This window comes from Lentisalinibacter orientalis, assembly GCF_040706535.1.
Classification (GTDB): domain Bacteria; phylum Pseudomonadota; class Gammaproteobacteria; order Steroidobacterales; family Woeseiaceae; genus Lentisalinibacter; species Lentisalinibacter orientalis.
Genome location: NZ_JAPDRJ010000006.1, coordinates 214,537 through 240,617, shown reverse-complemented (window position 1 = coordinate 240,617; position 26,081 = coordinate 214,537). Strand labels below are relative to the sequence as shown.

Annotated in this window: 26 protein-coding genes, 1 pseudogene and 1 other annotated feature; of the genes and pseudogenes, 15 read left to right on the top strand and 12 right to left on the bottom strand. The window is 56.4% G+C overall.

Features of this window, described 5'->3' with window-relative positions; translation table 11 throughout:
* Positions 1-211: 211 nt before the first annotated feature.
* The gene (locus ACJMK0_RS18635) at positions 212-811 is read right to left on the bottom strand and encodes a TetR/AcrR family transcriptional regulator (RefSeq protein ID WP_405240682.1); all 600 of its coding nucleotides are present in this window, start codon (positions 809-811) and stop codon (positions 212-214) included.
* A gap of 155 nt (positions 812-966) precedes the next feature.
* Here ACJMK0_RS18635 and ACJMK0_RS18630 point away from each other — a divergent pair, with 155 nt between their 5' ends.
* Together ACJMK0_RS18630 and ACJMK0_RS18625 are read left to right on the top strand one after the other, a co-directional pair.
* Entirely contained in the window at positions 967-1,854 is an 888-nt protein-coding gene (locus ACJMK0_RS18630; RefSeq protein WP_405240680.1) for a crotonase/enoyl-CoA hydratase family protein, read from the top strand.
* Between the two features lie 153 nt (positions 1,855-2,007).
* The gene (locus ACJMK0_RS18625; RefSeq protein ID WP_405240678.1) at positions 2,008-2,634 is read left to right on the top strand and encodes a tyrosine-type recombinase/integrase; all 627 of its coding nucleotides are present in this window, start codon (positions 2,008-2,010) and stop codon (positions 2,632-2,634) included.
* 687 nt (positions 2,635-3,321) lie between these two features.
* Here ACJMK0_RS18625 and ACJMK0_RS18620 read toward each other — a convergent pair.
* The 4 genes from ACJMK0_RS18620 to ACJMK0_RS18605 form a co-directional block, all read right to left on the bottom strand.
* On the bottom strand, positions 3,322-3,729 hold the full coding sequence (locus ACJMK0_RS18620; RefSeq protein WP_405240676.1) for a hypothetical protein: 408 nt from the start codon (positions 3,727-3,729) through the stop codon (positions 3,322-3,324).
* Between the two features lie 116 nt (positions 3,730-3,845).
* On the bottom strand, positions 3,846-4,370 hold the full coding sequence (locus ACJMK0_RS18615) for a hypothetical protein (RefSeq protein ID WP_405240675.1): 525 nt from the start codon (positions 4,368-4,370) through the stop codon (positions 3,846-3,848).
* 86 nt (positions 4,371-4,456) lie between these two features.
* Complete coding sequence (locus ACJMK0_RS18610; RefSeq protein ID WP_405230644.1) at positions 4,457-4,738, bottom strand: barstar family protein; 282 nt, start codon at positions 4,736-4,738, stop codon at positions 4,457-4,459.
* 455 nt (positions 4,739-5,193) lie between these two features.
* On the bottom strand, positions 5,194-5,706 hold the full coding sequence (locus ACJMK0_RS18605) for a hypothetical protein (RefSeq protein WP_405240673.1): 513 nt from the start codon (positions 5,704-5,706) through the stop codon (positions 5,194-5,196).
* Positions 5,707-8,047: 2,341 nt separating this feature from the next.
* On the opposite strand from ACJMK0_RS18605, the gene ACJMK0_RS18600 reads away from it, so the two are divergent.
* From ACJMK0_RS18600 to ACJMK0_RS18585, 4 genes are all read left to right on the top strand, one after another.
* Entirely contained in the window at positions 8,048-8,341 is a 294-nt protein-coding gene (locus tag ACJMK0_RS18600; RefSeq protein ID WP_405240671.1) for a hypothetical protein, read from the top strand.
* 110 nt (positions 8,342-8,451) lie between these two features.
* Positions 8,452-8,808: an ectoine synthase gene (locus ACJMK0_RS18595; RefSeq protein ID WP_405240669.1), complete on the top strand. Its 357-nt coding sequence runs from the start codon at positions 8,452-8,454 to the stop codon at positions 8,806-8,808.
* An 82-nt stretch (positions 8,809-8,890) separates the two neighbouring features.
* On the top strand, positions 8,891-9,415 hold the full coding sequence (locus tag ACJMK0_RS18590; RefSeq protein WP_405240667.1) for a hypothetical protein: 525 nt from the start codon (positions 8,891-8,893) through the stop codon (positions 9,413-9,415).
* 370 nt (positions 9,416-9,785) lie between these two features.
* A complete protein-coding gene (locus tag ACJMK0_RS18585; protein ID WP_405240665.1) occupies positions 9,786-10,310 on the top strand; it encodes a hypothetical protein in 525 nt (174 codons plus the stop codon).
* 72 nt (positions 10,311-10,382) lie between these two features.
* Here the strand turns inward: ACJMK0_RS18585 and ACJMK0_RS18580 are convergent, their stop codons facing one another.
* Positions 10,383-11,201: an SGNH/GDSL hydrolase family protein gene (locus ACJMK0_RS18580; protein WP_405240663.1), complete on the bottom strand. Its 819-nt coding sequence runs from the start codon at positions 11,199-11,201 to the stop codon at positions 10,383-10,385.
* A gap of 4 nt (positions 11,202-11,205) precedes the next feature.
* On the bottom strand, positions 11,206-11,751 hold the full coding sequence (locus ACJMK0_RS18575) for a hypothetical protein (protein ID WP_405240661.1): 546 nt from the start codon (positions 11,749-11,751) through the stop codon (positions 11,206-11,208).
* 108 nt (positions 11,752-11,859) lie between these two features.
* Between ACJMK0_RS18575 and ACJMK0_RS18570 the strand changes: the two genes are divergently transcribed.
* The 3 genes from ACJMK0_RS18570 to ACJMK0_RS18560 all read left to right on the top strand — a co-directional run bounded on the left by ACJMK0_RS18570 (position 11,860) and on the right by ACJMK0_RS18560 (position 13,417).
* Entirely contained in the window at positions 11,860-12,378 is a 519-nt protein-coding gene (locus ACJMK0_RS18570; protein ID WP_405240659.1) for a hypothetical protein, read from the top strand.
* Positions 12,379-12,836: 458 nt separating this feature from the next.
* The gene (locus ACJMK0_RS18565) at positions 12,837-13,088 is read left to right on the top strand and encodes a type II toxin-antitoxin system ParD family antitoxin (protein WP_405240657.1); all 252 of its coding nucleotides are present in this window, start codon (positions 12,837-12,839) and stop codon (positions 13,086-13,088) included.
* Positions 13,085-13,417: a type II toxin-antitoxin system RelE/ParE family toxin gene (locus ACJMK0_RS18560; RefSeq protein WP_405240655.1), complete on the top strand. Its 333-nt coding sequence runs from the start codon at positions 13,085-13,087 to the stop codon at positions 13,415-13,417. Before ACJMK0_RS18565 ends, ACJMK0_RS18560 begins: the two co-directional genes overlap by 4 nt.
* A gap of 885 nt (positions 13,418-14,302) precedes the next feature.
* Here ACJMK0_RS18560 and ACJMK0_RS18555 read toward each other — a convergent pair.
* On the bottom strand, positions 14,303-14,746 hold the full coding sequence (locus ACJMK0_RS18555) for a hypothetical protein (RefSeq protein ID WP_405240653.1): 444 nt from the start codon (positions 14,744-14,746) through the stop codon (positions 14,303-14,305).
* Between the two features lie 465 nt (positions 14,747-15,211).
* Complete coding sequence (locus ACJMK0_RS18550) at positions 15,212-16,039, bottom strand: hypothetical protein (protein WP_405240652.1); 828 nt, start codon at positions 16,037-16,039, stop codon at positions 15,212-15,214.
* Positions 16,040-16,427: 388 nt separating this feature from the next.
* On the opposite strand from ACJMK0_RS18550, the pseudogene ACJMK0_RS18545 reads away from it, so the two are divergent.
* From ACJMK0_RS18545 to ACJMK0_RS18530, 4 genes and pseudogenes are all read left to right on the top strand, one after another.
* Positions 16,428-17,646: pseudogene (locus ACJMK0_RS18545) on the top strand (IS3 family transposase).
* Positions 16,706-16,822, top strand: a sequence feature (AL1L pseudoknot). It overlaps the preceding pseudogene by 117 nt.
* A gap of 209 nt (positions 17,647-17,855) precedes the next feature.
* The gene (locus ACJMK0_RS18540; protein WP_405240650.1) at positions 17,856-19,289 is read left to right on the top strand and encodes an RHS repeat domain-containing protein; all 1,434 of its coding nucleotides are present in this window, start codon (positions 17,856-17,858) and stop codon (positions 19,287-19,289) included.
* Between the two features lie 140 nt (positions 19,290-19,429).
* On the top strand, positions 19,430-19,918 hold the full coding sequence (locus ACJMK0_RS18535; protein ID WP_405240648.1) for a hypothetical protein: 489 nt from the start codon (positions 19,430-19,432) through the stop codon (positions 19,916-19,918).
* Positions 19,919-20,579: 661 nt separating this feature from the next.
* On the top strand, positions 20,580-21,134 hold the full coding sequence (locus ACJMK0_RS18530) for a hypothetical protein (RefSeq protein ID WP_405240646.1): 555 nt from the start codon (positions 20,580-20,582) through the stop codon (positions 21,132-21,134).
* Positions 21,135-21,338: 204 nt separating this feature from the next.
* On the opposite strand, the gene ACJMK0_RS18525 is transcribed toward ACJMK0_RS18530, so the two are convergent.
* Together ACJMK0_RS18525 and ACJMK0_RS18520 are read right to left on the bottom strand one after the other, a co-directional pair.
* On the bottom strand, positions 21,339-21,731 hold the full coding sequence (locus ACJMK0_RS18525) for a putative toxin-antitoxin system toxin component, PIN family (protein WP_405240644.1): 393 nt from the start codon (positions 21,729-21,731) through the stop codon (positions 21,339-21,341).
* Positions 21,728-21,964 carry a CopG family ribbon-helix-helix protein gene (locus ACJMK0_RS18520; RefSeq protein ID WP_405240642.1) on the bottom strand — a complete coding sequence of 79 codons (237 nt, stop codon included), beginning with the start codon at positions 21,962-21,964 and terminating at the stop codon, positions 21,728-21,730. Before ACJMK0_RS18520 ends, ACJMK0_RS18525 begins: the two co-directional genes overlap by 4 nt.
* A gap of 499 nt (positions 21,965-22,463) precedes the next feature.
* Here ACJMK0_RS18520 and ACJMK0_RS18515 point away from each other — a divergent pair, with 499 nt between their 5' ends.
* Complete coding sequence (locus ACJMK0_RS18515) at positions 22,464-23,858, top strand: AsmA family protein (RefSeq protein ID WP_405240641.1); 1,395 nt, start codon at positions 22,464-22,466, stop codon at positions 23,856-23,858.
* Between the two features lie 204 nt (positions 23,859-24,062).
* On the opposite strand, the gene rimK is transcribed toward ACJMK0_RS18515, so the two are convergent.
* Positions 24,063-25,244, bottom strand: coding sequence for a 30S ribosomal protein S6--L-glutamate ligase (rimK, locus tag ACJMK0_RS18510; RefSeq protein ID WP_405240639.1), 1,182 nt, complete (start codon positions 25,242-25,244; stop codon positions 24,063-24,065).
* A gap of 435 nt (positions 25,245-25,679) precedes the next feature.
* On the opposite strand from rimK, the gene ACJMK0_RS18505 reads away from it, so the two are divergent.
* Entirely contained in the window at positions 25,680-25,892 is a 213-nt protein-coding gene (locus tag ACJMK0_RS18505) for a DUF3185 family protein (RefSeq protein WP_405240637.1), read from the top strand.
* The last annotated feature ends 189 nt before the right edge of the window (positions 25,893-26,081 follow it).

The window sequence follows — 26,081 nt, the reverse complement described above, 5'->3', positions numbered from 1 at the left end:
TGTTCGGCGGCCTGAGAAATACTGGCTCACGTAATGCGTCAGGATGACGGAAAGTCGATCGCGATACGGCACATCTGGTTTCGTTTGGCGCTGATAGCGCCTAGGTTTCGTTTGTTGATGGCGGGGGACGTCTCCTTTTAGCCGCAAAGCGACCCTAGCTCCATACTGAGGTACGATTCCCCCTATCGACCCGAAGCGGAAATCGGCGCGATCAGTCCGGTTGCTCCGCTAATTCTCGGACCTGCTTGCGGATCTCGTCCGGATAGCGTCGCTGCATCCGGCTGTAATTCGCTTTCCCGTACATCTGCGGGAGAACGACATCAGATACGATGAGATAGCTCATTGCGCCGAGGATCGGGTAGATTTGGGTCAATGCGTCCGTACGGTTGAGCGACTGCCGGCCGGGAATCGAACGGGTCATGTCAACCAGCGAATCCAGAAACGGCCTCAGGTACCAGCTGCTAACTTCCTCGGCCCTTCGTTCGCTATCCAGAAGCTCACGGATGATTATTCGAGTCTCGTGAGGGGTGGCCACGGAGTATTCATAGACGGAGAGCAGTGCCGCAAGTAATTGGTCTGACGGTTCTGTGTGCTCGACCCGTGCGGCTTCGACCAATCCCAGCATGCGGTCCGATATCCCGGAGAGAATCTCTGCATAGAGTTTCTCCTTCCGTCCGAAATGATGTAACAACGCTTGCTTCGTTAGACCTAGTTCGTCTGCGATATTGGCCAAGCTCGCGCCATAGAAGCCACGGGCAGCGAACAACTTCATGGCGCTCTCCAACAGCTGCTCTCGCGTGTCTTCCTGCATTCTCTGATCCCTTTCTACATGATCCAGCCTCCCGTATTCGGGAGGCTGGATGATACCCCTGTCGTTGTGCTTGACGGCCTACCGATCGGTAAGTTAGCATACTTACCAGTCGGTAGGCTCATAGCCTATCACGTAACTGCAATGGAGAAATCATCGTGTCTGAACAAGTCGTTAAGTACGCCGCGGCGAGCGGTATCGCCACGATCACGCTGAACAGGCCCGCGAAGGCCAATACGCTGCGTCTGGAGGTTATCGAGGCGCTGGATCGGTATCTGGCCAAAGCCAATTCAGACCCGGAAATCAAGGTGATCATTCTGGAGGGCGCCGGCGATAACTTTTGCGGCGGCTTCGACTTCTCGGGCGGGCTCGAGCACTACGACCAGATCCGCGAGCAAGATTATGACCCGGGCCTGGACGTGCAGATGGTAACTGACTGCTACATGAGCTATGTGCCGAAGTTCATGGGCTTGTGGCGTGGCTCGAAGCCCACTATTAGCAAGATCCACGGCTACGCCGTTGGCGGTGGTTCTGAACTTGCGTTATGCGCTGACCTGGTCGTGGCCTCCGAAGATGCGCGCATTGGTACCCCGTACTCCCGAGTGTGGGGCTGTCACCTGACCGGGATGTGGGTCTACCGTCTTGGGCTTGCCAAGGCGAAGTACTACGCGCTCACCGGTGAGTGGGTTAGCGGTCGGGAAGCGGCGAGAATAGAACTCATCAATTTTGCCTATCCGCTGGAGGAACTGGACGAGCAGGTCCAGGCGCTCGCGGAGAAGCTCACCCGCATCCCGCTGACCCAATTGGTCGCCATGAAGCTCGTCGTGAACCAAGCCTATGACAACATGGGTTTGCAGGGCACGCAGACATTGGGACCCATCCTGGATGGAATCATGCGAAATACCCCAGAGGGTCGTGAGTTTGTGCACACCGCTGCCCGAGAAAGCGTAGCGGGCGCCGTCGAGAAGCGGGACGGTCCGTTCGGGGATTATAGTCAGGCATCGAGGGATGAGCAGCCGAGGCGTCGCAGCGAGATGGTTTCGTAGAATCTCCGGAGAGCCGCGAGCCCGTTATTGGCGCTTTCTCATGTTCTAAGCATGTGGCCTCTACATCCAAAGACGATTTCCGCTCTTGGCCGCAAAGCGACCTTTCCCAGAAGCGCACAATAGGACTCCACCCATAAGTAGTTGGAGTCAGTCATGCACCTCTTGGAACACCGCCCGCAAAGGCGAGACCCTTGGAACAAGGGCAAGCTCGTCGGTCAAAAGCCACCCCTCAAGATTCGTGAAATCTGGGCCATCCGCATTCGTTTGCAGATCGCCGACCGCAAGCGCGATCTGGCGCTCTTCAATTTGGCCATCGACAGTAAACTCCGGGCTTGCGATCTGGTCAGCCTCAGGGTCATAGACGTCGCACACGGTAACCACGTGGCCAAGCGCGCGATGATCATGCAGCGCAAGACACAACGCCCGGTGCAGTTCGAGATCACCGAGCAAACCCGACAATCGATAAGAGAGTGGATCGACGCAGCGACGCTTACCAGCTCCGAATTCCTCTTTCCGAGTCGGGCGCAGCGAAGAGCGCATCTTTCAACGCGCCAATACGGCAGACTTCTGCATTCGTGGACCGCCGAGATCGGGTTGGATCCATCGACGTACGGAACTCATTCCCTCCGCCGAACGAAAGCGACGCTGATATATCGGCAGACGAAGAACCTCCGAGCGGTGCAGCTGCTGCTCGGTCACACCAAACTGGAGAGTACCGTTCGGTACCTCGGGATTGAGCTTGAAGACGCGTTAGAGATATCTGAGCGGACCGAGGTCTGAGTCCCCAAAGCTGGGCGGGAAGCGACCTTGGCAGAGTCGCTTTCCAGCCAATTTGTGTATATCGAATTGCTGCCTTCACCGCAGAGCATCGGTAGCGATCAAGTGCCAGGCGGCTACGATAATCGGACCCCCAGAAGGCCCAGACAGCAAGTAGAAACCAGCTCCCAAGTCGCGCGGTTGGGTAGAGGGGTGGCTGGCCGTCCAAGAGTGACCACCCAACGACCATGCTTATGATGCCCGCTATGAGCCCCCATACGACTGCCTTGTTAACCGACATCGGTCGAATAACGCTGATCCACAGTGCGGCCGTTCCCCATATCGCACCCACTGCGAGGATTAATCCACGGGCCGTGAAGACGTTACTCGTCCCAGCCATGGCATAGCCCCAGGCCAAACTTAATGCAAAAGAGGCCACGACAGTGGCAGGGATTGCACCAATCAATACCGATATCGCTCGGCGCGCCAGTTGATAGGATTTCGATTTCTTGTGTGCCATCGCACAATCGTCTACACGCATTTCCCGATCAATGATCGCGGCGGGAGGGGTAGAGCAGGCTTGATACTAGGAGCGCCTGGCGTCCGCTCGGAGTTGATCGTGGGAATCTTACCTCAGAGCGCGACTAGGGTCGCTTAACGGCCAGAAGCGGTCTCCAGGACCTAGACTGGCCTAACGTAAGTGCCTGTCCGCTAGACGACGAGTTCAAAAACTAGCCACACTACCGATCCAAAAAAATACGCTAGAGCGGCCAACGTCAAATTGCGCTTCTTTGCATTCGGAAGTGAATCGAATTTGGCGAGCATTTCCTTTGATCTCTGGTCCTGCCCGAAGTACAGAGTCATCGCAACAAAAGCCGTGAATAGCACTAAAAACATAATCACGGGATCGTCTAAGGCTGTTACAAAGCCGTTCGCATCTCGCTCTAGGACGTCTTTTCGCAACAGGAATAAGCAAACAGCATTATAGTAGAACGCCGCTGAGCCAACGGTCACTAACGCAGCATAGCCGGCAGGTGGGAGGCTATGGCTTGGCAGCTTGTCACGCTTAAATGCCATGATTGCTGCTACGAATGCACCGGCTACCGTCACCGTTGCCACACTATCTTTCTCATACCGTCCATTTTCTATTCGCTATTGTGGGTCGAGTTCGGCAATCATAGCCCCAGACCCCAAATGGTCGCTTCCCGGCCGAGAGCGGGCGGTCGAAGTTGCGGCTAATAATCGGATCCGCAGCAAAAATTGGCTTCGGTCACACCAATGCCGTACCGCTCTTCGTACACCTGCTGGTACCTTCTTGGGTAGCGGTTGTAGGCATCGCACTTTTCTGCGCTTTTTCCTCTCAGGGTCCACCTATCGCCCAAGAACGGGTGAAACTCTTCGTCGCTAAAACTCCAATAATAAGTTCGACCGTTCGCATAGATCCTGAAATGTGGATCTCTCCATTTACCTCCGCGAAGATGGGGGATTCTATCCTTCACGGCCTTCTCTAGCATCCTCCCGACGTCTAGCTGTTCCACCGACGTCACAAAAATATTCTGCGTATCGTCATAGATACACGCATTTTCGTGATCGGGAATGTCCTTTAGCGCCGCAGAGACTGCTTCCTCGAATCCAGGCTCGTACCAGAATTTCGCGATCGGCGTAAACCAGACCGGTAGAAAAAGCCACAATGTGCCGACTGCTGCTAGCCCTACTGCGGCAATCGCCAGTTTGGCAAGTAGCCTGAGAATCTCACGCATTCCGGAAGACGGCTTCGGGTCGACTCCGCAAATCATACCTCAGAGCGCCGCTAGGGTCGCTTTGCGGCCAGAAGGAGCCGCTGGGGTCAATCCCAAGAGACGGAGATATCTGTCCGATGCTTTCCCAGATCGGTGAGAAGCTGAGAAAGAGCTTCCGCATCTTTGGGGAGTTTCTCGCGCAGTTTTGACAATCCGTGGAAACGCAATTGAGATGGTAGATCGCTTAACTGCGGATCAGTCATGCAGTCCCAGCACGCGTCCCAGTTCTTACCCCACCAATCTGGAAACGACATTTCTTCAGCAAGAATCGCGAAAAGCTCATTCTTCGACGACGCATTTGAAAGATCAATCGTACGATTCGTCGTCATTGCGCGAATGTCGCATTTGAGTCAGCAGCGGAAAGTATAGCCTGATCCTGGCAACTGTCGCCTCGCGGCCAGAAGCGCTCACAACTTGCTCCGAATCAGATGGAGTCGTTTCGCCGATGAGCATCAACCAGTGCGTTGAACATCTTCTCTGACGACGACGTTTTTGATGCCCGTGGACGGCTAAGAAACACAGCCACTGCTGCGCCAATGATTGGGATCAGCCATATCGCAAGGTAATAGGCAATGCGATCTCGTCTGTTCTCGATCCGCTGAGCCACAATGAACGCTGCCCAGATCGATAGTCCTAACCAAATGAAATAGATCAGAACGCTACCCATTCCATATCCCTGATCGGCTGCAAAGGGTCGTAAGCGGGAATCGTACCTCAGAAAGGAGCGAGGGTCGCTTTGCGGCCACAAGCAGACGCCTTGTTTGCGAAGTGATGTCCTCTGTCTCTAGTCGAGGTCCGAGTTCCGATGCGGTGGAAACATCGTGGTTAGTTCCAGTAATTGCCCCTGACCCATGTACTTCTCAACCGCGGAAATCATCCTGCGCGGAAATATCGGTTTGATTGCATCGTCCCACTGATGCTTCCCGCCGGGCGTCGCGACAACTGATGAAAACCAACGCAAGTAGGCTTCGTACGTTTCCCCTTCCAGTTGGGCTGACTCGTGCATTGCAAACACACTTTGGAAAAACAGCGCCTCTTCAGTAATTAGACCTCCGAACAGATGCCGTTTCGCGATTGGCATGTCCGGATAATAAACAAGACCCTCCCAGAACGCCTCTGCCTTCTCTGGATCCAATCGCAGTCTGTTCGTAATCCGATACTGCTCAGCAACCTGTTGACGACTCGAAGACTGCACAGCACGCGTATTCGCTCGTACCTGGATAGCAAGATAAATCAACGACATGACGACAGCGATGCCGCCTATGAAATCGCCGAGATTGCCGAGGCCTTCAAGCATAATGGTCCCGCACAGATAATCCGCAGATTCGCCAGAGCGCCCAGTATAGGCGAAATCGGACCACGGTCCGCACTGCTCTGGCTACCACCGCCAGCGGACCGGAGGAGTATGCCAGGGGGAGTCGATCTCAGGGCTCAGCGTGCGGTTGCCGAATAGCAAGTGTTTTTGAGACCCCTAGGCGGGCGATCGGGCGCAGGTGAGAGCGACCACGTTAGCTAGATTTAAACGCAGCTGTCTGCGTCGGGTCGAAAGCGGAAACGCTACCTCAAAACCGCCAAGGGTCGCTTTCCGGCCAGAAGGCGGCGCACTCTAAGCGCGGCGACGGCAATATGCACCTACGACCCACCCTGCGAATACACCAATCAGTATGGCCGTACCGTGATACTCGACAAACTGGAAGGAAAAGTAGGTCGCGGAAGCAGCTGCCAATGCGGGAAACATCGGAGACTTGAGGTTTTCACGCCGTCTTGCAGTTCTTTCCCGTCTGTCATCTATCCTCCGGCCCGCATGCTCTAGGCTCTCCTCACTGCTTTTCGTTGCTTGATCGCTCGAAGTCATAACCTATCTCACACAACTGTCAACGCCGACCGCTCTGTGGGTCGAAAGCGGACCATAGGTCCGAGTCACCTGAGATTACCACCGAATTTCCGGCTCGCCAGTCTTTGTGCAATAGCCAAATCAGCGAGATTTGCCTAGAAAACAGGGTGCGTCATCGGTGCGACTTGGCGATACACTGAAGTCATAAGTAATTGATCGAAAAACGCTATTCTGATCCCTTCCGTCCAATCCATCATCGGCGCAACCTGTATTTCTCGGCGATGTGGGCAATTATTCATGTCGCTATTTTGGCAGGAATGTCATAGGGATGCGTAGCCAGCGGGCTCTGGCCGTAGATTCGATCCTGCCTGTTTTGGCCCGAAAATGACCAATGTCGCACCGAGTCGCACCGGCAATGTCGCACTTTTGTTTTCCGGTTGGGCCAATTGATGGGGATTTCGACAGCTACGACAAGCCAACTGGGACTACCCTGCTCTATTCGGAAGATGTTCTCCTTAAACGCATGCCTTGTATCCTGGGTCCACGGCCTCAAGCGGACGACCCATTGCGGTAATATGTCCGCTTCCGACCCAAAGCCGACGATCGAGAGCAGGCTATCGTCAACAACGCGGCAAATCTCGCAAATGCAACGAGAAAAATTCCTACTTAATCTGTTAGCTGTGATTGTCATCGTCCCGGCGACATTCTGGCTAATTTCAGGCTCACTTAATAGGGACGATCAATCAAAGCCGGTTCCTAGTCCGGCTGCTGAGATGGTGGGGGTCGACAGTGTTTCTGACTGGCCAGTTTGGTGGGGCGAAACAGTCTACGTCGGAACAATTCTGATCGTATCGATAAGTCTGCTCCAAGTGACGCAGACAATCGAAAGGCGGTGGAAGTGGATTTGGCTCGTATTTTTGGTACTACTCCCGCCGTTTGCCGCTCTCTCTCTAGTGCTACGGGTGTATCGTGGCAGCCCGTCACCGAGGACAATCGAAGAGCAGCGCCAGTTGATTCGGGCAAAAGCCGATGAAATTCGGGCTCAGCGAAGTGGACGAATGTAGACAAACGTCCGATCGCTTTTGGCCGCAAAGCGAGCATTTCGCCGCTGTGAGGTATGATTTTCGGAGTCGACCCGAAGGCGACCTTCCGCGTTTGGCATGTGGAAGCCTTCAGCGTGAATGCGACAGCATCAATCGCCACTCCAAACCCGCGAATGCAACGCGGTCACCGTAGACTGATTAGTGCTAAGTTTGGTCGCTTGTCATTCAGCCGAATCGCTACGTCAGAGTAAGACTGTGTCGCGTCAAATTCGCAACTGTGAATTGCTGTATCTTGGACTGATTGCCCTAGCGCTCGCCCTTTTTGCGCTTGCCTTGCTATCACTCAAAGCGCTTCTCTGGTCCGTATCTATGGATCATCCAACATGGTTCGAAAGTGCCACAAAACTAGATACTAGAGGCATCACGGCCATTCTATTGCTGTCATGTAGTGCACTAGCTATCGTTGTATTGACTCTGTTTCGTGTGAGCCGGGCAGCGCGACGTCTCCGCGGGAATGGGGAAAGCTCCTAGGGGCGCTAGCCCTCTGATGTGGATCTGCCGATCAAACTCTGCCGGCGGCCGCTTTTGGCCGCAAAGCGACCATTCTGCTGCTCTGATGTATGATTTCCGGAGTCGACCCATTGCGGTCGCGCCGCTCTTTCCGGAGACGTTCCTGTTAATTGGCTAATCACTCGATGTTACCTGTATACGCTGCGTACTTGCTTTGGGTGATTGTCGTACCGGCAACAACGGTGGCAGCGATGTTGTTCATCGCGAGAGTGACCCTCTATCCGCCGATCACAGTGACGCTTAACGGGCTCCTGTTGGTGGCCATTGGCTTCGCCACTACACGGTTCTTGCCGGGTCGCAAGCTGATTAAGCTGGCGCTGCTTCTCCTGATTCCTCTTGCTGGGGTGATCCTTTGGCAAGGCGAATCGGAACCGGGTTTCCAAAGGCTCGATCACGCGATCTTGGTAGTCGCCGGGATTCTGGTGCTTGGCGGCGGGATTGCCGGCTGTGCGAAATCCCAGTCAAATGACTTCACTATCGAGTAGGCGGACTGACCGTAAATGGCCGGAAAGCGACCTTTGCAGGTTTCTGACGTAGGATTTTTGCTATCGACCCACACCAAACATTGCGCCGTATCCATTGAGGAGGGCCATCGATGCTTTATCGAACAGTAGCGGAACTGGTAGGCACTAACCGGGAAGCTGTCGGCGACGGGTGGAAGAGTCGACGATTTTTGCTTGCGGAAGATAACTTACCATTTTCTGTGCACGAAACTACGGTAGCTGCAGGATCGGAGTTGCGTTTCAAATACCGTAACCACTCTGAGACCGTCTATTGCATCGAAGGCAGAGGCTCAATCGAAGACGTCGCAAGAGACAGGATTCTCCCTATTGAGCCCGGGACATTCTATTCGGTAGGAATCGGCGAAGACCACATTCTGCGAATCCAGAGAGACACAAGATTCCTGTGTATTTTTGCGCCAGCGTTGGAAGGCCAGGAAGAGGCTGACTGAGCCGTCTGCTCCAGGCCGCAAAGCGACCATTCCGCTGATCTGAGGTATGATTTCCGCTTCCGACCCAAAGCCGTCCTCCGGAATGCGTGAGATTCTCAGGCTACTTGCCAAACTGGCGATTGCCGCAGTAGGGCTAGCAGCAGTCGGCACGTTGTGGCTTTTTCTACCGGTCTGGTTTACGCCGATCGCGAAATTCTGGTACGAGCCTGGATTCGAGGAAGCAGTCTCTGCGGCGCTAGAGGACATTCCCGATCACGAAAATGCGTGTATCTATGACGATGCGCAGAATATTTTTGTGACGTCGGTGGAACAGCTAGACGTCGGGAGGATGCTAGAGAAGGCCGTGAAGGATAGAGTCCCCAACCCTCGCGAAGGTAAATTGAGAGATCCACATTTCAGGATCTATGCGAACGGTCGAACTTATTATTGGAGTTTTAGCGACGAAGAGTTTCACCCGTTCTTGGGCGATAGGTGGACCCTGAGAGGAAAAAGCGCAGAAAAGTGCGAAGCCTACAACCGCTACCCAAGAAGGTACCAGCAGGTGTACGAAGAGCGGTACGGCATTGGTGTGACCGAAGCCAATTTTTGCTGCGGATCCGATTATTAGCCTCAACTTCGACCGCCCGCTCTTGGCCGCAAAGCGACCCTAGCGGCGTTCTGAGGTAGGATTTCCGCTTCCGACCCGGAGCGGTGCTAACAACTGCACCCCGGCGATCTTCTAGTATGCCAATCAAGGCTGATGGATGATCTTGAACAACTCATAGCATCAGAGCAGCAGTGCACGCCGGCTGCATGAGGGACCGATGCGGACTCTGACTACCTTTTTGACTGGTTTCTTAGCACTAGTCGTGGCCCTCCTTGCCTCCGGCTCAGAGATTAGAACGTTAACACCCGGTGAGGAAACCGAGCTTCGGGATTTCGCGGAGGAGTGGATCAGCCGATTCAAGGCAATGCGAAGCGAACGATCGCCTGTTGACGTGTGGCAGATCGAGTCCTCGGTGTTCGAGAAAGAGGGAGTGACTCGAGCCCACACGACCGTGGTATTCCGGCCTGCGACTACCCCTCATCACTGCATCGCGCCGACGGTGAAGTTTATTGGCACGTCTCCCCCTGGGGCTGAGGATCAATTGAAATGGCAATCGCTTCCAGAAGGCGCCGGCGCGATTTCGTTTCGATTCTGGTTTAGTTCCTGCGATGAGGCGGAGCAGGAAGCGGCAGTCCACTTGGGACAGGTTCTAGACTTCGATGTTCTGAACAAGATCAGAAAAGCGCATGCGACCATCATTGACGGCATACGCGAACACTACACGTTGCGCGGCATGGGGGTAACGGCCGAATGGGAGCTTCGGAGCATAGCTGTCCATTACAGCCCTGACGATGGCGTAATCTATCACCTCCGCTATTTTCGGGATCGGTTCAGCGGCCTCTGGGCGAACGTCGTATTCCAGGCACAGGAGGCCCACGTGATTGATGGGGGACCGATTACTAGAGGCGCAATTTAATTGCGCCACGTCCTCTACCCGATCTTTCGCCAGTATGGCTTCGAGTGAACGGTACGCGTCTAAGTCAGCCGATTATTCGAGCAAAGCAAATATCTTCTTGATGTCGGCTCGTACGACAGACAGCGGCTCCGAGCTCCGAAACGCTTCGGAGCCTATGACGAGCCGGTCGTAGGACAACGGCGTTTTGGGTGTCCGGTACGGCATTCGCGCCGTCAATTCCCAGCTGGGTGGTGGTTCTCCGAACGCGGCCTTCGCCGCCGACGCCGCAATCAGCAACGACGCGGCCGGGCCCGGATGCATACCATCTTCGGCGAACCATGGCAGATCGTCGTAGCGCTCTTTGCCCCTCAGAACAGGCAGCGCTACGCTCGCGTAACCGTCCAGCGCCAGTTCCCTGGCAACCCACTGTTCACCGACAACCAAGGCCTCGGCCACGGGATAGTTGCCCTGATAGGTGCCGAGCAGAATCCCGCGGGCGGAGTCGCCACCAGCGATATCGAGAATCCGGCGATGCGCAGTCAGCGATTCCTGACACTCGAGAGTTTGTCGCCCAGCTCGATCCGCACCGCAAAGGAGCAAACCGCCATTCTCCTGCAGGATCACGACGTCGTAGGAAGCCCCTCTGAGAGCGTCCAGGCTGACCGAATTTGATGCCACGTCAGCGAGACGGCCACCGCCTTGCAGGAGAGAATCGACGGAGACGTTCTCTCCGTAGACATCTCGTGCGATTTCCTGGAACAGATACGGGACACCGTAGTAATAGGTGAGGCTGTTGCCAACGAAAAGTACTCGGGTGGTATCCGACGTCGCCGGCGAGGCCCACGCCGCGAACGACGCCAGCAATAGGAAGACCAACAACCAGTGTAGCGGCCGGGTGCGCTCCTGCCTCACCGCCCTACTCGTCCGTCCCCTTACCCAGCTCGTAGCAGCCACAGCGGAAGAACTCTCCCCCTGAATCGGCTTCCACGATCGCCAGGCCATACTCGCGGATGGGGAACGAGCGGGTTGCGGTCGAGGAGACCACTCCAATGGCAAACTCCTCGCCCGGTATACCGCCTTCCCAGAATGCATCCCAAGCATCGTAGCTATCTGGTGCCAGCCGATAGGCTCGCCAGTCGACACCGGCGCAGGCGACCTCGTTCGAATCCTGCGGAAGCGCGACCGGGCCGGGCGTCAGCTCGATGGTTTCGCCGGTGAGCGGGTTCTCTTGCGTCCCGGCCGTTCCGCGCGGCTGGGTTGATAGCACGAGATAGGGCTCCCGGCGCTTATCCGGATCGACACCCAGGATGACGCCGACCTCCGCCGCCGGCAGCTGACCGATACGGGCCGAGGGCGCAAAGCCACAGTAGTCGCTCGTTGGCACACGGACTGCGCAACCGCTAAGCACCAGCATTGCCGCCATAAGACCCCATCGGTTGGTGCGTTGCCATGCGTAGCCCATCTTTCGTCGCCTACCTGCCAAGTATTGAAACCGCAAGCGTGCGGAATAAAATACCATAACGCGGCGATGCTGCATTGAGCAGCCGGATCGGCTTAAGGGGGTGGCTCAGTGAGATTCTCCTACGTTCGAAGCCTTCCCATTCTGTGTACCCTACTTCTTGGCAGTGGTCTCGCCATTTCGCAGACGAGCGACACCGGCGATCATGATTACGCCGTCACCCTCCGTTTGATCACTGATTTGCCAAGTGTCCCGTCAATCCGGGACCAGTGCGACGGAACGTTCAGTGCCTTCCGGATCGTCGAAGTGGGCGGTGGCACACCATTCGCCATCGCGTACATTGAGAACGCCGGTGATGAAATCCAACTAACGCGCCACCGGCTGCTCAGTGGGAGACTCGAGGACACAGAGATCGTCGCGCTGACGCCCGAGCAATGGAACACCGTCTATGGACTGTTCGTCCAATCGGGTTTCTGGGCGGTCACGCCCCGATCGGACCTATGGATGCCCGACGGCTACCAACTCTGGATAGAGGGCTGCATCGACGGCGAGTTCAGTTCTATCGCTCTGTACCCCGAATACGATAATCGGATGGCTTCGACTATCGAGTTTCTCTCGAAGATCCAATGAGAGGTACGGTCGCCGTACAGGCAGTCCGATAGAGAACCATGCGTTAAGCGCTAGGCACAGAGCTGCGCCAGCAAGCGGAGAATCTAGGCCTTTTGCCTAGAAATCAGGGTGCGACATTGGTGCGTCTTGCCGATACACTGAATTCGTAAGCACCTGATCCTAAACCGCGATTCCGAAGCCTTCCGTCCAATCCATCATCGGCGCAACCTGTATTTCTCGGCGATGTGGGCAGTTATTCATGTGGCTATTTTGGCAGGAATGTCATAGGGATGCGTAGCCCGAGAGCCCGGGTCTAGAATTCGTGCGGGCCTATTCCGGACCGAAAATCGCCAATGTCGCACCGTGACGCACCAGCAATGACGCACTTTTGTTTTCCGGCTAGTCCAGATATATGGGCGCCAAAGGTTACAGCAGGGATCAGTCTTGCCAATTTTTGCCAAAGCCCCTAATCTCGCCGCATGAGCACGATGAACATCTCACTGCCCGAGGCCCTGAAGTCCTTCGTCGACGAGCGGGTGAGCGAGGGCGGCTACGGCACCAGTAGCGAGTACGTACGCGAATTGATCCGCAAAGATCAGGACCGTCTGCAGTTGCGCGGTCTGCTCCTGGCCGGAGCCGCCTCCTCACCGGCGGCTCCGGCAGATTCCAGCTATTTCGAGGAGCTGCGCCGCCGGGTGCGCCTTAACGCCGAACCCGACCCCAAAGAGTGACCGGGAAGCCGGTCGTCCCGCGTGAGCAGGCCAACCGGGATGTGGATGCCGGGATTGCATTCTATCTGAACGATGACGCCCGATCGGCCGCGCTCGGCTTGATCGATGCTATAGAAGAGGCCTACGAGCTCATCAGCCGGAATCCGGCAATAGGATCCCCCCGCTACGCCCACGAACTGAACCTACCCGGCCTGCGTGTCTGGGGCCTTAATCGCTATCCTTTCCTTGTGTTCTACGTCGAGCAACCTGACCGTATCCACGTCTGGCGCGTACTTCACGCACAACGTGACATCCCGGAATGGCTGCGACAATCAGAGCATCCGGAATGACCCGGCCCCTGCATTTCCCGACACTCTACCGGCGAACCGAGACTGTCCAGCCGATCGGGGCCTAACCCGTCCGGGAGATCGGGACCTAACCCGTGCGCTCGCGGAACTCGGTCGGACCACTTTGCATAGCGCTCGATCCAAGTCTCTTGTTACATCTCATGACCGATCACCAGGGCTTGGCCCGAGGAATCAACTTTCTCGTTGTGACACTAGGGTCGCTGCGCCACCACAAGCCGTCTGTAGGGTCTTCTCAGCGCGCTAAGCAACCCTTGGATTAGACTTGATAGCGTCAGTGAAAAACGCAATCCCCAGGATGATCCCGATGCTCAATGTTCCTAGATAAGAGAAGAATGACACAACACCATGTTCGACTGTGGGACCCAAAAAAGGAGAGATAATCAATAGAACGCCCCATGAAATGGCGAACAGACTTCTCCCCCATTCTCGAAATACAAAGAGGCCGATAGACCCGATGAAAATCGCCACTATCGATAGTAGGCCGAAAATGACGACAACAACTTGCCACTGAGATAAGTCTTGCTCCATATCCCAGGCGATGTATTCCTGAAGGTGGGACGGGAGATCAGACTCCAGCGGGTATGAGATAAGTAGCCCGATTGCTTGGGAAAGCCAAAAGACGACTATTGCAATCCGAAGGGCTTTTCGTGAGTTCAATTGTGCGACCTCATCAATATGTCAGTTGGCACTTGTGCTTAAGATCCGCGTTTAACTTTCCATCCAGAGCGCCGCGCTCCGGACAATGTATGGCCCGAACCGATAACGAGAATCCTAGTTCAGAGCGCAGCTAGCTTAGCCTTGCGGCCTGGAGCCGCCCCGCTACCGGACGTCAATGGGCTGAGCTCGAGGCGCCGGTTCCAGTAGCGGTCACTCCCTAACCTGGACTCCCGCGGCCGACGCAATGCTTGCTGCACATGGGAGTAGCGCTTGTCGAGTTGCATCCTTGTCCCATCTGTCACCGATTTCCTGCAATTCCGGTGACACAGCAAGATCCTTCATAGAATCCAAGATGGGTACTATCGGCTGCCCTTGCTTCTCAGCCTGATCCACCAATACGTCAACGATACAAACCGCGTAGGTTTCGACCGTTCGCGTCGCGATTCTTTCAGCGTCTTGCTCCGCCAAACCGCGCCCAACGAGGTGATTCGCCAACTTCTCACCCAGCGTCGCACCGAGGCTCCTTCCAAGGTCTTCTTTCGCCTGGGCGATCTGTTCCGGAGAGGCGCTGAATTCATCGTTCGCAGAGACTGGATTCAACGCGAAGCACAGAAGAACTAGTGAGAACAGTCCTGCCAACGTGTAACGGATCACGCGTTAACCTCCTGAATGTGAGCCTCTTGAGCGGCTGCAGCTAGCCATAGGCCAAGAACCTGCCTCGGGAATGTTGATTTGCACAGAAAACTGACCCGCGATTTGCATTTGATATTCACCCGGATAATCTCCGCCAAGCGGGTGAGGAATAACGTCAATTTGGCGAACCATCCGGGTCAATCGACGATGCAAATGTTCGGTGAATTCGGCTCAATATTCGACGCAAGTCAACAGTCGAGGTCCTCACCAAGTTCAGAGTAGGCAGCTTGGGTGTAACTGAACCCCGCCCACACAGCATCCCAAAGTCCAATGTCAGATTCGATGGCCCCCAACGAGTCGGCGTCCTCGACTGAACATGCAACACCCTGTCGCACAGTAAGTAACAGCAGCACAAACACGAGTCTTCGCATAACCCTCCCTCCCTAGTTCTTCTGGTTGCGAATGATCACCTTTGTAGGTCGAAACCTACTCTCGGCACGTGTACTCAAAGTTTGAAAAGCTGATTCCGGAGGGGCTAGGGCTGTTGTCAAATTGTGGTAGTCCTATCCTCTGCCTCTCAGTCGATAACTCTCTTAGGATGCCTTTAGCCAGACCGCAGGCGTTGTCTACCTGCTCTCGAGAGAGTTCGCCCTCGGTTACGATTTCGGACGCTTTGGTACCTGCGGCAGTGTTGTTTCCTCTCAACTGCGCAGTGAAGGTGTACGTCAGAGCGTTCACGTACGGGTTCTCTTCCCCTATGGTCGACTTTGGGGAAGTGTCGGAAGTCGCGTGTAGGCGCCAAGTATCAGCGATTGCAATTAGCGCGTACGTGGAACCGTGAATTGCAGCTTGCCGATACAATTCGAGGGCCTCTTCCGGGCGTTTAAGCATCGAGCGCACAGCGAGCTGCTGCATCGCGGCGACATCGCCGGCAACTGTCAATTGTTCTAGCTCGGCGTCCGATAGCAGTCGATAATCCTCATCGCTTGTATAGACGTAACCATGCTCCGCTTCCCAGCGGTACTGTTTCTCAGCTTCCTCCCTCGGTATCTGAGGTTTGGTCGCTACCGAGTTGGGAGCTAACTCGCGGTCTGCCTCAGCAGATTGCGGATTAGGATTGCTTGCGGCTGGCTGAGCGTAGGTCTTGGGCTGCGGTTGCTGTTGCGAGGCAGCCGGCCGATCGGCGAAATTTGCGATTTCTTCGTCTGCAGTCAGAAAAGACGAGTAAAGATGGAAGATTGCGGCAGCCGCTAAGAGCGCCACAACCCCAAAGCCTATACCGACCATTCGCCCTGACCGCGCCTTATTGATCATAGAGTCCTCCTCACTCATCCGTATGGAATGCGTGAATGGGAGTCTAATAGATAAAACAACGTTCTCCCCCGAGCCCTTACGTTGTGAGCGACGTACGTTGGTCCGTGAGTTGTCGCACCTCTAAACAGCAACACTCCGTTCTTTCTATTCAACCCATATATATCGTTTCCACGCCGGAAAGTCTCGAAATAGTCCGGGTTTCCCATATGCGGGACGCTCTGCCTCAGCTGTAGTTTGTGGGCTGCCCTCCGGTCTTCGCCGATCGCATCTGGAACCCGGCCGCCCATATCGACAATCGGTGCCGATACCACATGGAATCTCCTGCCTTGCTGGCAAAGTGAACCACCCCGGGTTTCGCGGAGGCTCAGTTCTTTGAGAGGATTGAGTCATGAGTGCACAAAAACGATATTCCGCAGAGTTTAAGGAGCGGGCGATTCGGCTTGTCGTCGAAGGGCAGAAGGCAGGGGACACGCAATGGGGGTCAATGCGGTCGGTTTCGCAGAAGTTGGGTTGTACGCCGGAGGCGCTGCGCCGCTGGGTGCGGCAATGGGAGCGTGACCAGGGTATGCGAGACGGTCTGACGACCACGCAGGCCGAAGAGCTGAAGGAACTCCGGCGCGAGAACCGCGAGCTTAAGCGAGCAAATGAGATCCTGAGAAAGGCGTCAGCCTATTTTGCCCAGGCGGAGCTCGACCGCCGACCGAAGTGATGACGTCGTTCATCGACGATCACCGTGATGAGTACGGGGTCGAGCCGATCTGCGCGCAGCTGCCGATTGCCCCGTCCACCTACTACGCCTGCAAGGCCCGCGAGGCGGACCCCTCGTTGCTGTGCGCCCGTGCGCGATGCGACTTGATACTCGAGATCGAAATCGTGCGTGTGTGGAACGAGAACTTCCGTGCCTACGGCGCCTACAAGATCTGGAAGCAGCTCAATCGGGAAGGCATCCGGGTGGCGCGCTGCACGGTTGAGCGGCTGATGCAGAGACTCGGTATCCGCGGCCTGGTGCGGGGCAAGGGCTACAAGACGACGGTGCCGGACCTGGGCACAGAACGGCCGGCAGACCTGGTCGAGCGCTCGTTCACCGCGACCGCCCCAACCGATTGTGGGTGGCCGACATCACCTTCGTAGCCACTTGGCGGGGCCCGGTGTACGCGGCGTTCGTCATCGATGTGTTCTCGCGCATGATCGTCGGTTGGCGCGTCTGGAACTCGCTGAAGACCGATCTCGTGCTCGACGCCCTGGAGCAAGCGCTGCACGCCAGGAATGTCACGGAACGCCTGATCCATCACAGCGACCGCGGCAGCCAGTATCTCTCGATCCGCTACACCGAGCGTCTCGGCGAGGCCGGCATCGAATCGTCTGTTGGCAGCACCGGTGACTCCTACGACAACGCCATGGCCGAGAGCATCATCGGCTTGTTCAAAACCGAAAGCATCTGGCCGAGAGGGCCGTGGAAGAACATCGACCAGGTCGAATACGCGACTCTGGAATGGGTGGACTGGTATAACAACAGACGGCTGCTAGGGCCGATCGGTGACGTCCCGCCGGTCGAGTTCGAGGCAGCCTACTACGTGCAAGAAAAGGGTCAGGCGATGGCGGCCTGACTCACACAAAAGAGTCTCCGGAATACCCGGGGTGGTTCAATCAATCCAAGACCGAGGTCTTTTCCTATGACGACCTCAATCGCCTGAAGACCGCCCATCTCAATGGCGCCCTGACCCTCTCGGTCAACTACGACGCCACTGGCCGGATTACCTACAAGTCGGATGTCGGCACGTACACCTACGGCGCCGGGGCCGCGGGACCCGGGGCTGTGACTAGCATCACCGGATCACGCTCCGGAACCTACAGCTACGATGCCAACGGCAACATGACCCAGCGCGACGGCGATCCGATCACCTGGTACTCCTACAACAAACCGAATCGGATCAACTACGGGAGTGATTACGCGCAGTTCTCCTATGGACCCACGCGGGCTCGATTCAAGCAGGTCGCCGTGAACAGCGGCGTAACCGCTACCACCTATTATGTGGGCGCTCATTTCGAGAAAGAGACGAAGAGCGGCGTGACCGAGTACCGGCACAACATCTTCGCCGGCAATCGCGCCGTTGCCGTCTACACCCGGCCGACTAGCGGCTCGATCACGACACGCTACCTGCACAGGGATCACCTGGGAAGCGTCGTATCAGTGACTGATGAGTCCGGCAACGTCGATCAGACGTTCAGCTATGATGCCTTTGGCAAACGGCGTTATCCCAACTGGAGCGCTGATCCCACCGACAGCCAGTTCAGTGTGCCCAACGCGACCGAGCGAGGGTATACCGGACATGAGCACCTGGACTCCGTCCGACTGGTTCATATGAATGGACGCGTGCAGGATCCGATCATCGGGCGCATGGTCAGCGCAGATCCGTTCGTGCCTGACCCTTCGAATTCCCAGGCATTCAATCGCTACTCCTACGTCTATAACAATCCGATGGCGTTTATCGATCCGAGTGGGTTCGATCCAGACGAAGGTGAGCGCCGCTTCACGTTTCGGGATTTCTGTCGCCTCTTCGGCGGCTGCGAAGACTTCTTTAACCCGCCCGGTTCGATTACCGAGCGTGATATTGACGATCTCGACCGGAGGGAGGACTACGAAGACTGCGTCAATTTTGGAATTTGTTCGAATGACAGGTCCAATGATGGTGATTCTCAGGACGGTAGCGACAGCTGGATCTTCGGTGACGTGAATGTCGATTGGCGATTCGTGACAAGTGTCGCCTGGGAAATCGCTGGTTGGGGCTTGATCGGGATTGACGTCGCGAACACAATGCTCTCGCCGGGGCCTGACGTTGGACTTCTTGGTGCGACATTTGTTTCTGGCGCTCGCACTCTACGCAGTGGTGTCCCGAACGCAGTCCGGTTTTACAACATACGCGGAGTTGGCAACCTTGATCTGACGCCTGGTGGGGTTAGTAACTTTCTCGCAAGTAATGCCCGACGTCTTCAAGAAAAGCTCGGTGCGAAAATCGGGCAGGGACGTCTTCCGTTCGCAAGAGGAAGGGCTGGATTCGACGAAGCACTTTCGACCGTCGCAAGGACGCTTCGAAATCCGACCGACATCGTGGGGCCGTTTGCGACCGCGCGAGGGGGCAATACGGTTGTCGATGTGTTTAGCCGAGAGACAGGTTTCACTGTCCGCATCCGAGCCGATGGCACGTTCGACACGCTCATTCAAGGACCAACTTCCAGGATTCGACCATGACTAGCGGAGAATCGATCGCACGAAACTCTAAAGGCCCGCCTCTTGGGGGAGCCAACCTTGAGTGTCTGCTTACTTGTGAGGGTCTCGCTCCGACAAAGTTGCCGGCGCTGATCGGAATTTGCCATCGGCACGGATTCAAGTTGATCGATCACGAGTCGTTGCTCGCTTATGGAGACGATCTCGTCGATCCCCAAATTGTCGACCACGCTAAGAGTCTAGCCGCGTTCGTTGAGACCATGGAGCATCAGGAAAGCCGCAGATGCATAGCCAATCTTGACGGAACACTGCTCGATACTCAGACAAGCTTGAGCGTCCTTCTTGATCTGGAAAAGCAAGTTGTTGTCGTCAGCGTGCCCGAGGACGTACTATGGCGATTCGAAGTGAACGCCGAAAATGCTGACATTAAAAGGCTCGTTGCCTTCTCGGATCTTTGCCGAGAAGTCGCATCCGAGATCGACGCAAGCCTTGGCTATCTGGGAACGGAGGAGTTGCACCCGGAGGATATGGTCACAAGTAGGACCGAAGCCCACGGGGCAACTCGTGTCGATGATCACTTTTTCTCCGATACGCGGTTAAAGGAGCTATTCGACTGGTATACAGGTTTCTACGCTACTCGCTGGAAAGAGTGATCATGGTCGCATGGACAATACTATAGCTAGATGCGGTCCCTCGGCTTGCTCGGCTCGCGTTCGAGATCCCATACTGCATGAATGATCGCGTTGATTGGTCTTGACCCGCTTTCGTAGACGGATAACCACCTTGGGACTTGGCAGGCGCTTCATCCTATGCAACCTATAAATCTCCAAGATCTGCTGAGAAAACAGGGTGCGACATCGGTGCGTCTTGCCGATACACTGAATTCGTAAGCCGCTGATCCTAAATCGCAATTCCGAATCTGTCCGTCCAATCCATCATCGGCGCAACCTGTATTTCTCGGCGATGTGGGCAATTATTCATGTGGCTATTTTGGCAGGAATGTCATAGGGATGCGTAGCTCGCGGGCCCGGCTCCAGAATTCGTGCGGGCCTATTCCGGGCCGAAAATGGCCAATGTCGCACCGTGACGCACCGGCAATGTCGCACTTTTGTTTTCCGGTTGTGCCAATTAATTGGAGATTTGGACAGCCACGACAACTTAATGGGGAGTGCCCCTGCTCTATCCGCGGATGTTCTTCCTAAACGCGTGCCTTGTATCCTGGGTCCACGGCCTCAAGCGGACAACCGATCGCGGTAATATGACCGCTTCCGACCAGAGGCAGCAGTCCATTCTGGGGACGAGGAAATGGTACGGATGTTTCGGATAGCGACAATATTGATCAGTCTCGCGATGCTGGGAGCATGCGCGACAACTTCATTCTCTTCGTATAAAGACCCGGCATTCACCGACGCGACGTTCCAATCGTTGGCGGTGTTCGCGGACAGTGGTGACTTGGAGTGGCGCCAAGATCTAGAGACGATCATGCACGACCGCATCGTTGCGACCACGGGTGCGAGAGCTATGCGTATGGTGGACATCGTGCCGCCTACACGGGATTTGGATACAAGTGAGATGTTTCAGGTGCTGCGTGCGGCAGGCGCCGACGCAGTACTTGTAGTTGCCTTTATCGACTCTGGTGTCACCCAAACTGTAAGCGGGAATCAATATGGGGTCTATACGAGCGAATCTCCGTGGGCCCAAGCTGATGTTGCGGTGTACGAGGTCGAGACAGGTACTAAGGTCTTGACAGGGACCGCTAAGACCGAAGGCGACACGGGGGCTGACTGGCGCACGGTTCGTCGATCTGCGGGGGATAAGATCATAGAGGACTTAGTAGTAAAGGGCTTACTTCCGCCGCCTGACGAGTGATTCGGAGCTCTCTCAAACGAACCGTGGCAAACCAGTTCGGCTAAATTGATGTAGGCGCGATCCATGTCCGCTTCCGACCCGGTGGTTTGGCCCCAATAGCTCGAACCACCTGATTGAGCCCACGGAGTGACCCGTGATTCTGGATACAGGCTGCTACACATAGCCACAGTCGCATTCCCGCAATCCAACCAGTGAATCTGAAAACTAAGACGCGAGGTACTCGCGTAGCGACTTGATTTCGATATCCCGATAATGCCCGAGCGCGAGCATCGCCCTGTCCCCGGTGACGATCAGATCAGCTTGCCCCGTGCGGGCGCACTCGAGGATGCGATTGTCGGCTTCGTCGGACAGTACCGTAATCCGACCTCGTGGACGGACCACATCGCCCATATCGGTCAGGAATAGTGCAACCCGCCCCAGCTCATCGGCATCACGCGCAAACTTGCGAGCCAGCACGGTCAGGAGTTCGTCGATGATCGGTCGGGAGATGACTAACTCATCCGCGCCATCGAGCACTCTCCGGATCGCGACGTCCGCGCGGCTCCCGGGAAACATGAAAGCCGAAACGAAAATGTTGGTATCGAAGACGACCCTCAATCGCTGAGATACCGGCGCAGGTCCTTCTCAGTAAGGACGCCCTTCTCTCGAGCCTTCCTGCTCCAGAAACCCTGAATCCCGGCATACTCCCGCTTCAGGTACTCCCTGTGCGCCAGTCGCAGCGCGTCCTGGACGACGGCGCTGACCGACTTGCCTTCAGTTTCGGCGATCTCTTCGATCTGCTTCGCCAGGTCCGGTGGAAGTGAGATGGTCTTCTTGACTGCAGAACCCATGGTAGCCGCCCTCAGACTCGGTATGAACTATTCACACTCGAAGATAATGACGCCAGAACAGGCCGCTTGCAAGCAGTTAATCTAGCTAAATATGCCACAAATATCGGTGCGACATTGGTGCGACTTGCCGATAAACTGAATCCACAAGCCGTTGATCTTGAATCGCTATTCCGAATCCTTCCGTCCAATCCATCATAGGCGCAACCTGAATTTCTCGGCGATTGACGCAATTATTCATGTGGCTATTTTGGCAGGAATGTCATAGGGATGCGTAGCACGCGGGCTCTGATTCAGGAGTCCTACTTGTCCACTCGAGTTTAACCCCTTCGAAAGCGTTTGGCAGTTTTCTGTCACACTCCCTTCTGACGACAACAAGAAGCGAAGGCGACCTTTTCAAAGGTCGAGCCCTGGAAGTGGCGGGTCCAGATTCGAAGGCAGGGTTGTGTCGTTCAGGGGTACGGTCAGGGTGATGACAACACCAATGCGAAAAGCGGTTCTGATGGTCTCTGCCCTGGTTGCATTGATCGCGGCAGCAGCGTTGCTCGTCTGGCCGTTGCTCGGGTCCGACTGGGCAACAGGACGCCTGGAGGACGGGCTGGCCGAAGCACTCGGCATGGATGTCCACATCGGACGGCCGGCACGATTCGGGCTGCGGCGGGGCCTGACCGTTACACTCGCAGATCTTGAAGTGAGCAGGGATGGACAGGTCGTGGGCACTGCCGAGAAGGGCGGCGCGCGGCTCGCCCTGTTCAGTCTGTTGACCGGCAGAGTGCGGTTGATTGACCTGTACATTCAGCGACCGACGCTGTCGGTCGAGCGCTACGGCCCCGGAGCGTACAACATTCACCGACCCGAACCCGAACCGAGGGAGCTCGATGAACTGTCGTTGCGGCGGATTCGGGTGACCGAAGCACGGGTGAGATATTTTGATCAGGCTTCCGAGCTGGAATTGCTGTTTGAAGACTGCGATCTGGACCTGCGTAGTGTATGGCACGCCGGCGCCACGCTGAAGCAGGTGCTGGCAACGCTTGCCGCCGAAGGGGAGTTGACCTGCCGGACCGTCAGCCAGGAGCCGTTTGCAGCTACCGATCTGGCAGCGCAGATTCGCGGCGAGAACGGTATATTCGATCTCGATCCCGTCACTGCAACGGCTTTCGGGGGTCAGGCCTCGGCAAGTCTTGGAATCGATCTTTCCCCTGGCACACCGCAGTACACCTTGAAAAGCACTATCTCCGAACTTGATCTTGGTGCCTTTGTGACGATGCTGGAGCCGGAACACTCCGCGAGCGGCCAGATGGAACTCGAACTGGATTTGATTGCGCACGGCGCAACCTGGCGGGAAGCCCGGCAAAGCGCCGCGGGCACAATCAGCCTGGGTTCGGGCAAGCTCGTCCTCGCTGGGTATGACCTGGACGAGGAACTCGACGAGTATGCCGAGACCCAGCGCTTCAATCTTGTCGATGTCGGCGCCATTTTCCTGGCCGGCCCGTTGGGCATCGCAGCTAGCCGTGGTTATGCGTTCAGCGGTCTGCTCGGCGGCAGCGGAGGCAGCACTACGATTGACCAGTTGATATCGGATTGGTCCGTCGAAGACGGTGTGGTGCGGGCGCGCGACGTCGCTTTCCGCACACCGGAAAACCGTCTTGCCCTTGCTGGAGCACTGGACTTCGGCGATTACCGTTTCGAAGACATGCGCGTGGCGGTGCTCGACCGGGATGGCTGCGCGGTCGTTGAACAACGGATCACCGGCCCGTTCCGCGAACCCGAGATCGAGCGGCCCAACGTCCTGATAGCTGCCGCCGGGCCGCTGCTTGACTTTATCAAGCGCGGTGTGCGGAAGATCACAGGTGCCGACTGCGAAGTTTTCTACACCGGGTCGATTTCACAGCCATGAATTGTTGAAATCCCGGGTGCTCGGCTTAAACCTCGGCAGCACGGAGGAGCGTTCAGGGCGAGCGGGGCGCAGTGGACCCTACGCAACAATAACCCGAGCGACGAGCTCTGCATCGGGTCGCTGGGGGCACTGAACGTCCCCGGCATTCTGACCTTCTTGCGAGGCCGCTCCCCACCCCGATTCGGGATGTCCCAGTCAGTTGCCTCAGCCGGCCGGCAAGTCGAGGATTTCAGGGCGCCTCCGGCGCTGCGCCTTCGGTGGCAGCAGATTCCGCATTCCGTCCAGCTTGCCGAAGCACAACAGTCGGTCATCCGCCTGCAACTGTCGTTCGGATCGCGGATTCGGAATTACGGTCGGTCCACGGTACAGGGTCAGCACGTTGATATCGCTCTCCCGCAATCTCGTTTCGGTGATCGTCTTGCCGTCGAAATTCGAATCCTTGCGAATGTAAATCTCGCTGACCCCGTACCCTTTGCTAACCGTCAGGCGCTGGCGAATATCGATCTCCGGGAAGTCCACGCGCGCCGCAATATAGTCGACGACAGCACCGGCGATATCGAGCTGGGTACATTTTTCGATGCCCTCCAGCCCGGGTGAGGAGTTGACCTCCATAATCTGCGGGCCCTTCGCGCCCTCGAGCATGTCGACACCAGCCACCCTCAACCCGAGAATCTGCGCGGCGCGTACGGCCGTTTCCCGGTACTCCTCGCTCAGGTCGACCGGCTCGGCCCTGCCGCCACGATGAACGTTGCTGCGAAACTCCTGGCCCTGAGCAACACGCCGCATTGCCGCGACGACCCGGTCGCCGACGACAAACGCACGGATGTCCTTGCCCTTGCTCTCGGCCACGAACTTCTGGATCAGAACATCCTGTTTCTGGCTTTGCAGCAGCTCGATGATCGACTCCGCCGCCTTGAGTGATTCTGCCAACAGCACGCCGATGCCCTGGGTTCCCTCGATCAGCTTGATGACGACCGGCGCGCCGCCGACTCTTTCGATAGCGAGCAGCACGTCCTTTTTGTCGCTGACGAAGGTCGTCCTGGGAATGCCGATCTGGTGACGGCTCAGAATCTGCAGGCTGCGCAGCTTGTCCCGCGAGTTGGTGATGCCGTTCGCCGTATTCGCGGAAAAGACGCCCATCTCCTCGAATTGCCGGACGACGGCGGTGCCGTAGTAGGTGATCGAGGCGCCGATACGCGGCAGTATCGCGTCATAGTGACTAAGGAGTTTCTGGCGGAAGTATAGGTCGGGCGCGCCCTTTTGCAGGTCAATCGCAAACTTCAGCGTATTCAGCACCTTGACCTCGTAGTTGCGCTCCAGCGCAGCCTCCTTCAGGCGGCGTGTACTGTAGGCGCGGGGCCCGCAGGACAGGATAGCGAGTTTCATAAGCTGTACCTCGTGTCGAGGCAAGACCATACACCTTCGCTGCAGGCCAGTCTTCAGCCTTACACCTTCAATCCGATACACCGAGCGCTTGGCCGAGGCTGGCATCGACTCATCGGTCGGCCGCGGCTGTGACTCATAACCAACGGCTGCTGGAGCCGATCGGTAATATGCCGTCGGTTGAGTTCGAGGCAGCCTACTACGAGCAAGAAAGAGGTCAGGCAATCGCTGCCCGACTCACACGAGAGAGTCTCCGGGACAGCCTGGGCGGTTCACTTCCGCAGAAAAATGGCGACTTCTCTATTGCCTGTGAGGCTGCATATGTTGGACACCGTACCGACCAGGTCTCGAGCTTCGATTATCTTTTGAGCTTCACCCTGCATCTACATGCAGTTCATCCGAAAATGCTCCCTCCTCCGTCAACAGGAGATTGAAACAGTGAATAACAGAATTCTCGCTGCTGTCCTTCTTGTCGTTGGCTTGATTCTGCTCTTCTTTGCGTACCAGTCGTCCCAAAGCCTGGGCGACCAGGTGACGGAGGCCGTCACTGGGCGCTTCACGGACTCCACCACCTGGTTCCTGATCCTTGGCGCGGCTTCCGCGGTGGCCGGTGTCGGGCTACTGGTGTTTGGTAAATCGGCGGGCAGATGAGGCTGAAGGGGGCAGGCATGAGGGGACGATTAAGGAGCCGGACTCCCGGTAGCGGGCGTCCAGAACGTCGTGTCAGTTTCGGCTTGGTGCCCCAAGGCACAGACGGACCACTTCGATTCATACAGAATTAACGCATCGACAGTGCCAGGGGACGATCCCGGGCGGTGGATAGTCGCAGGACGTGTCTGG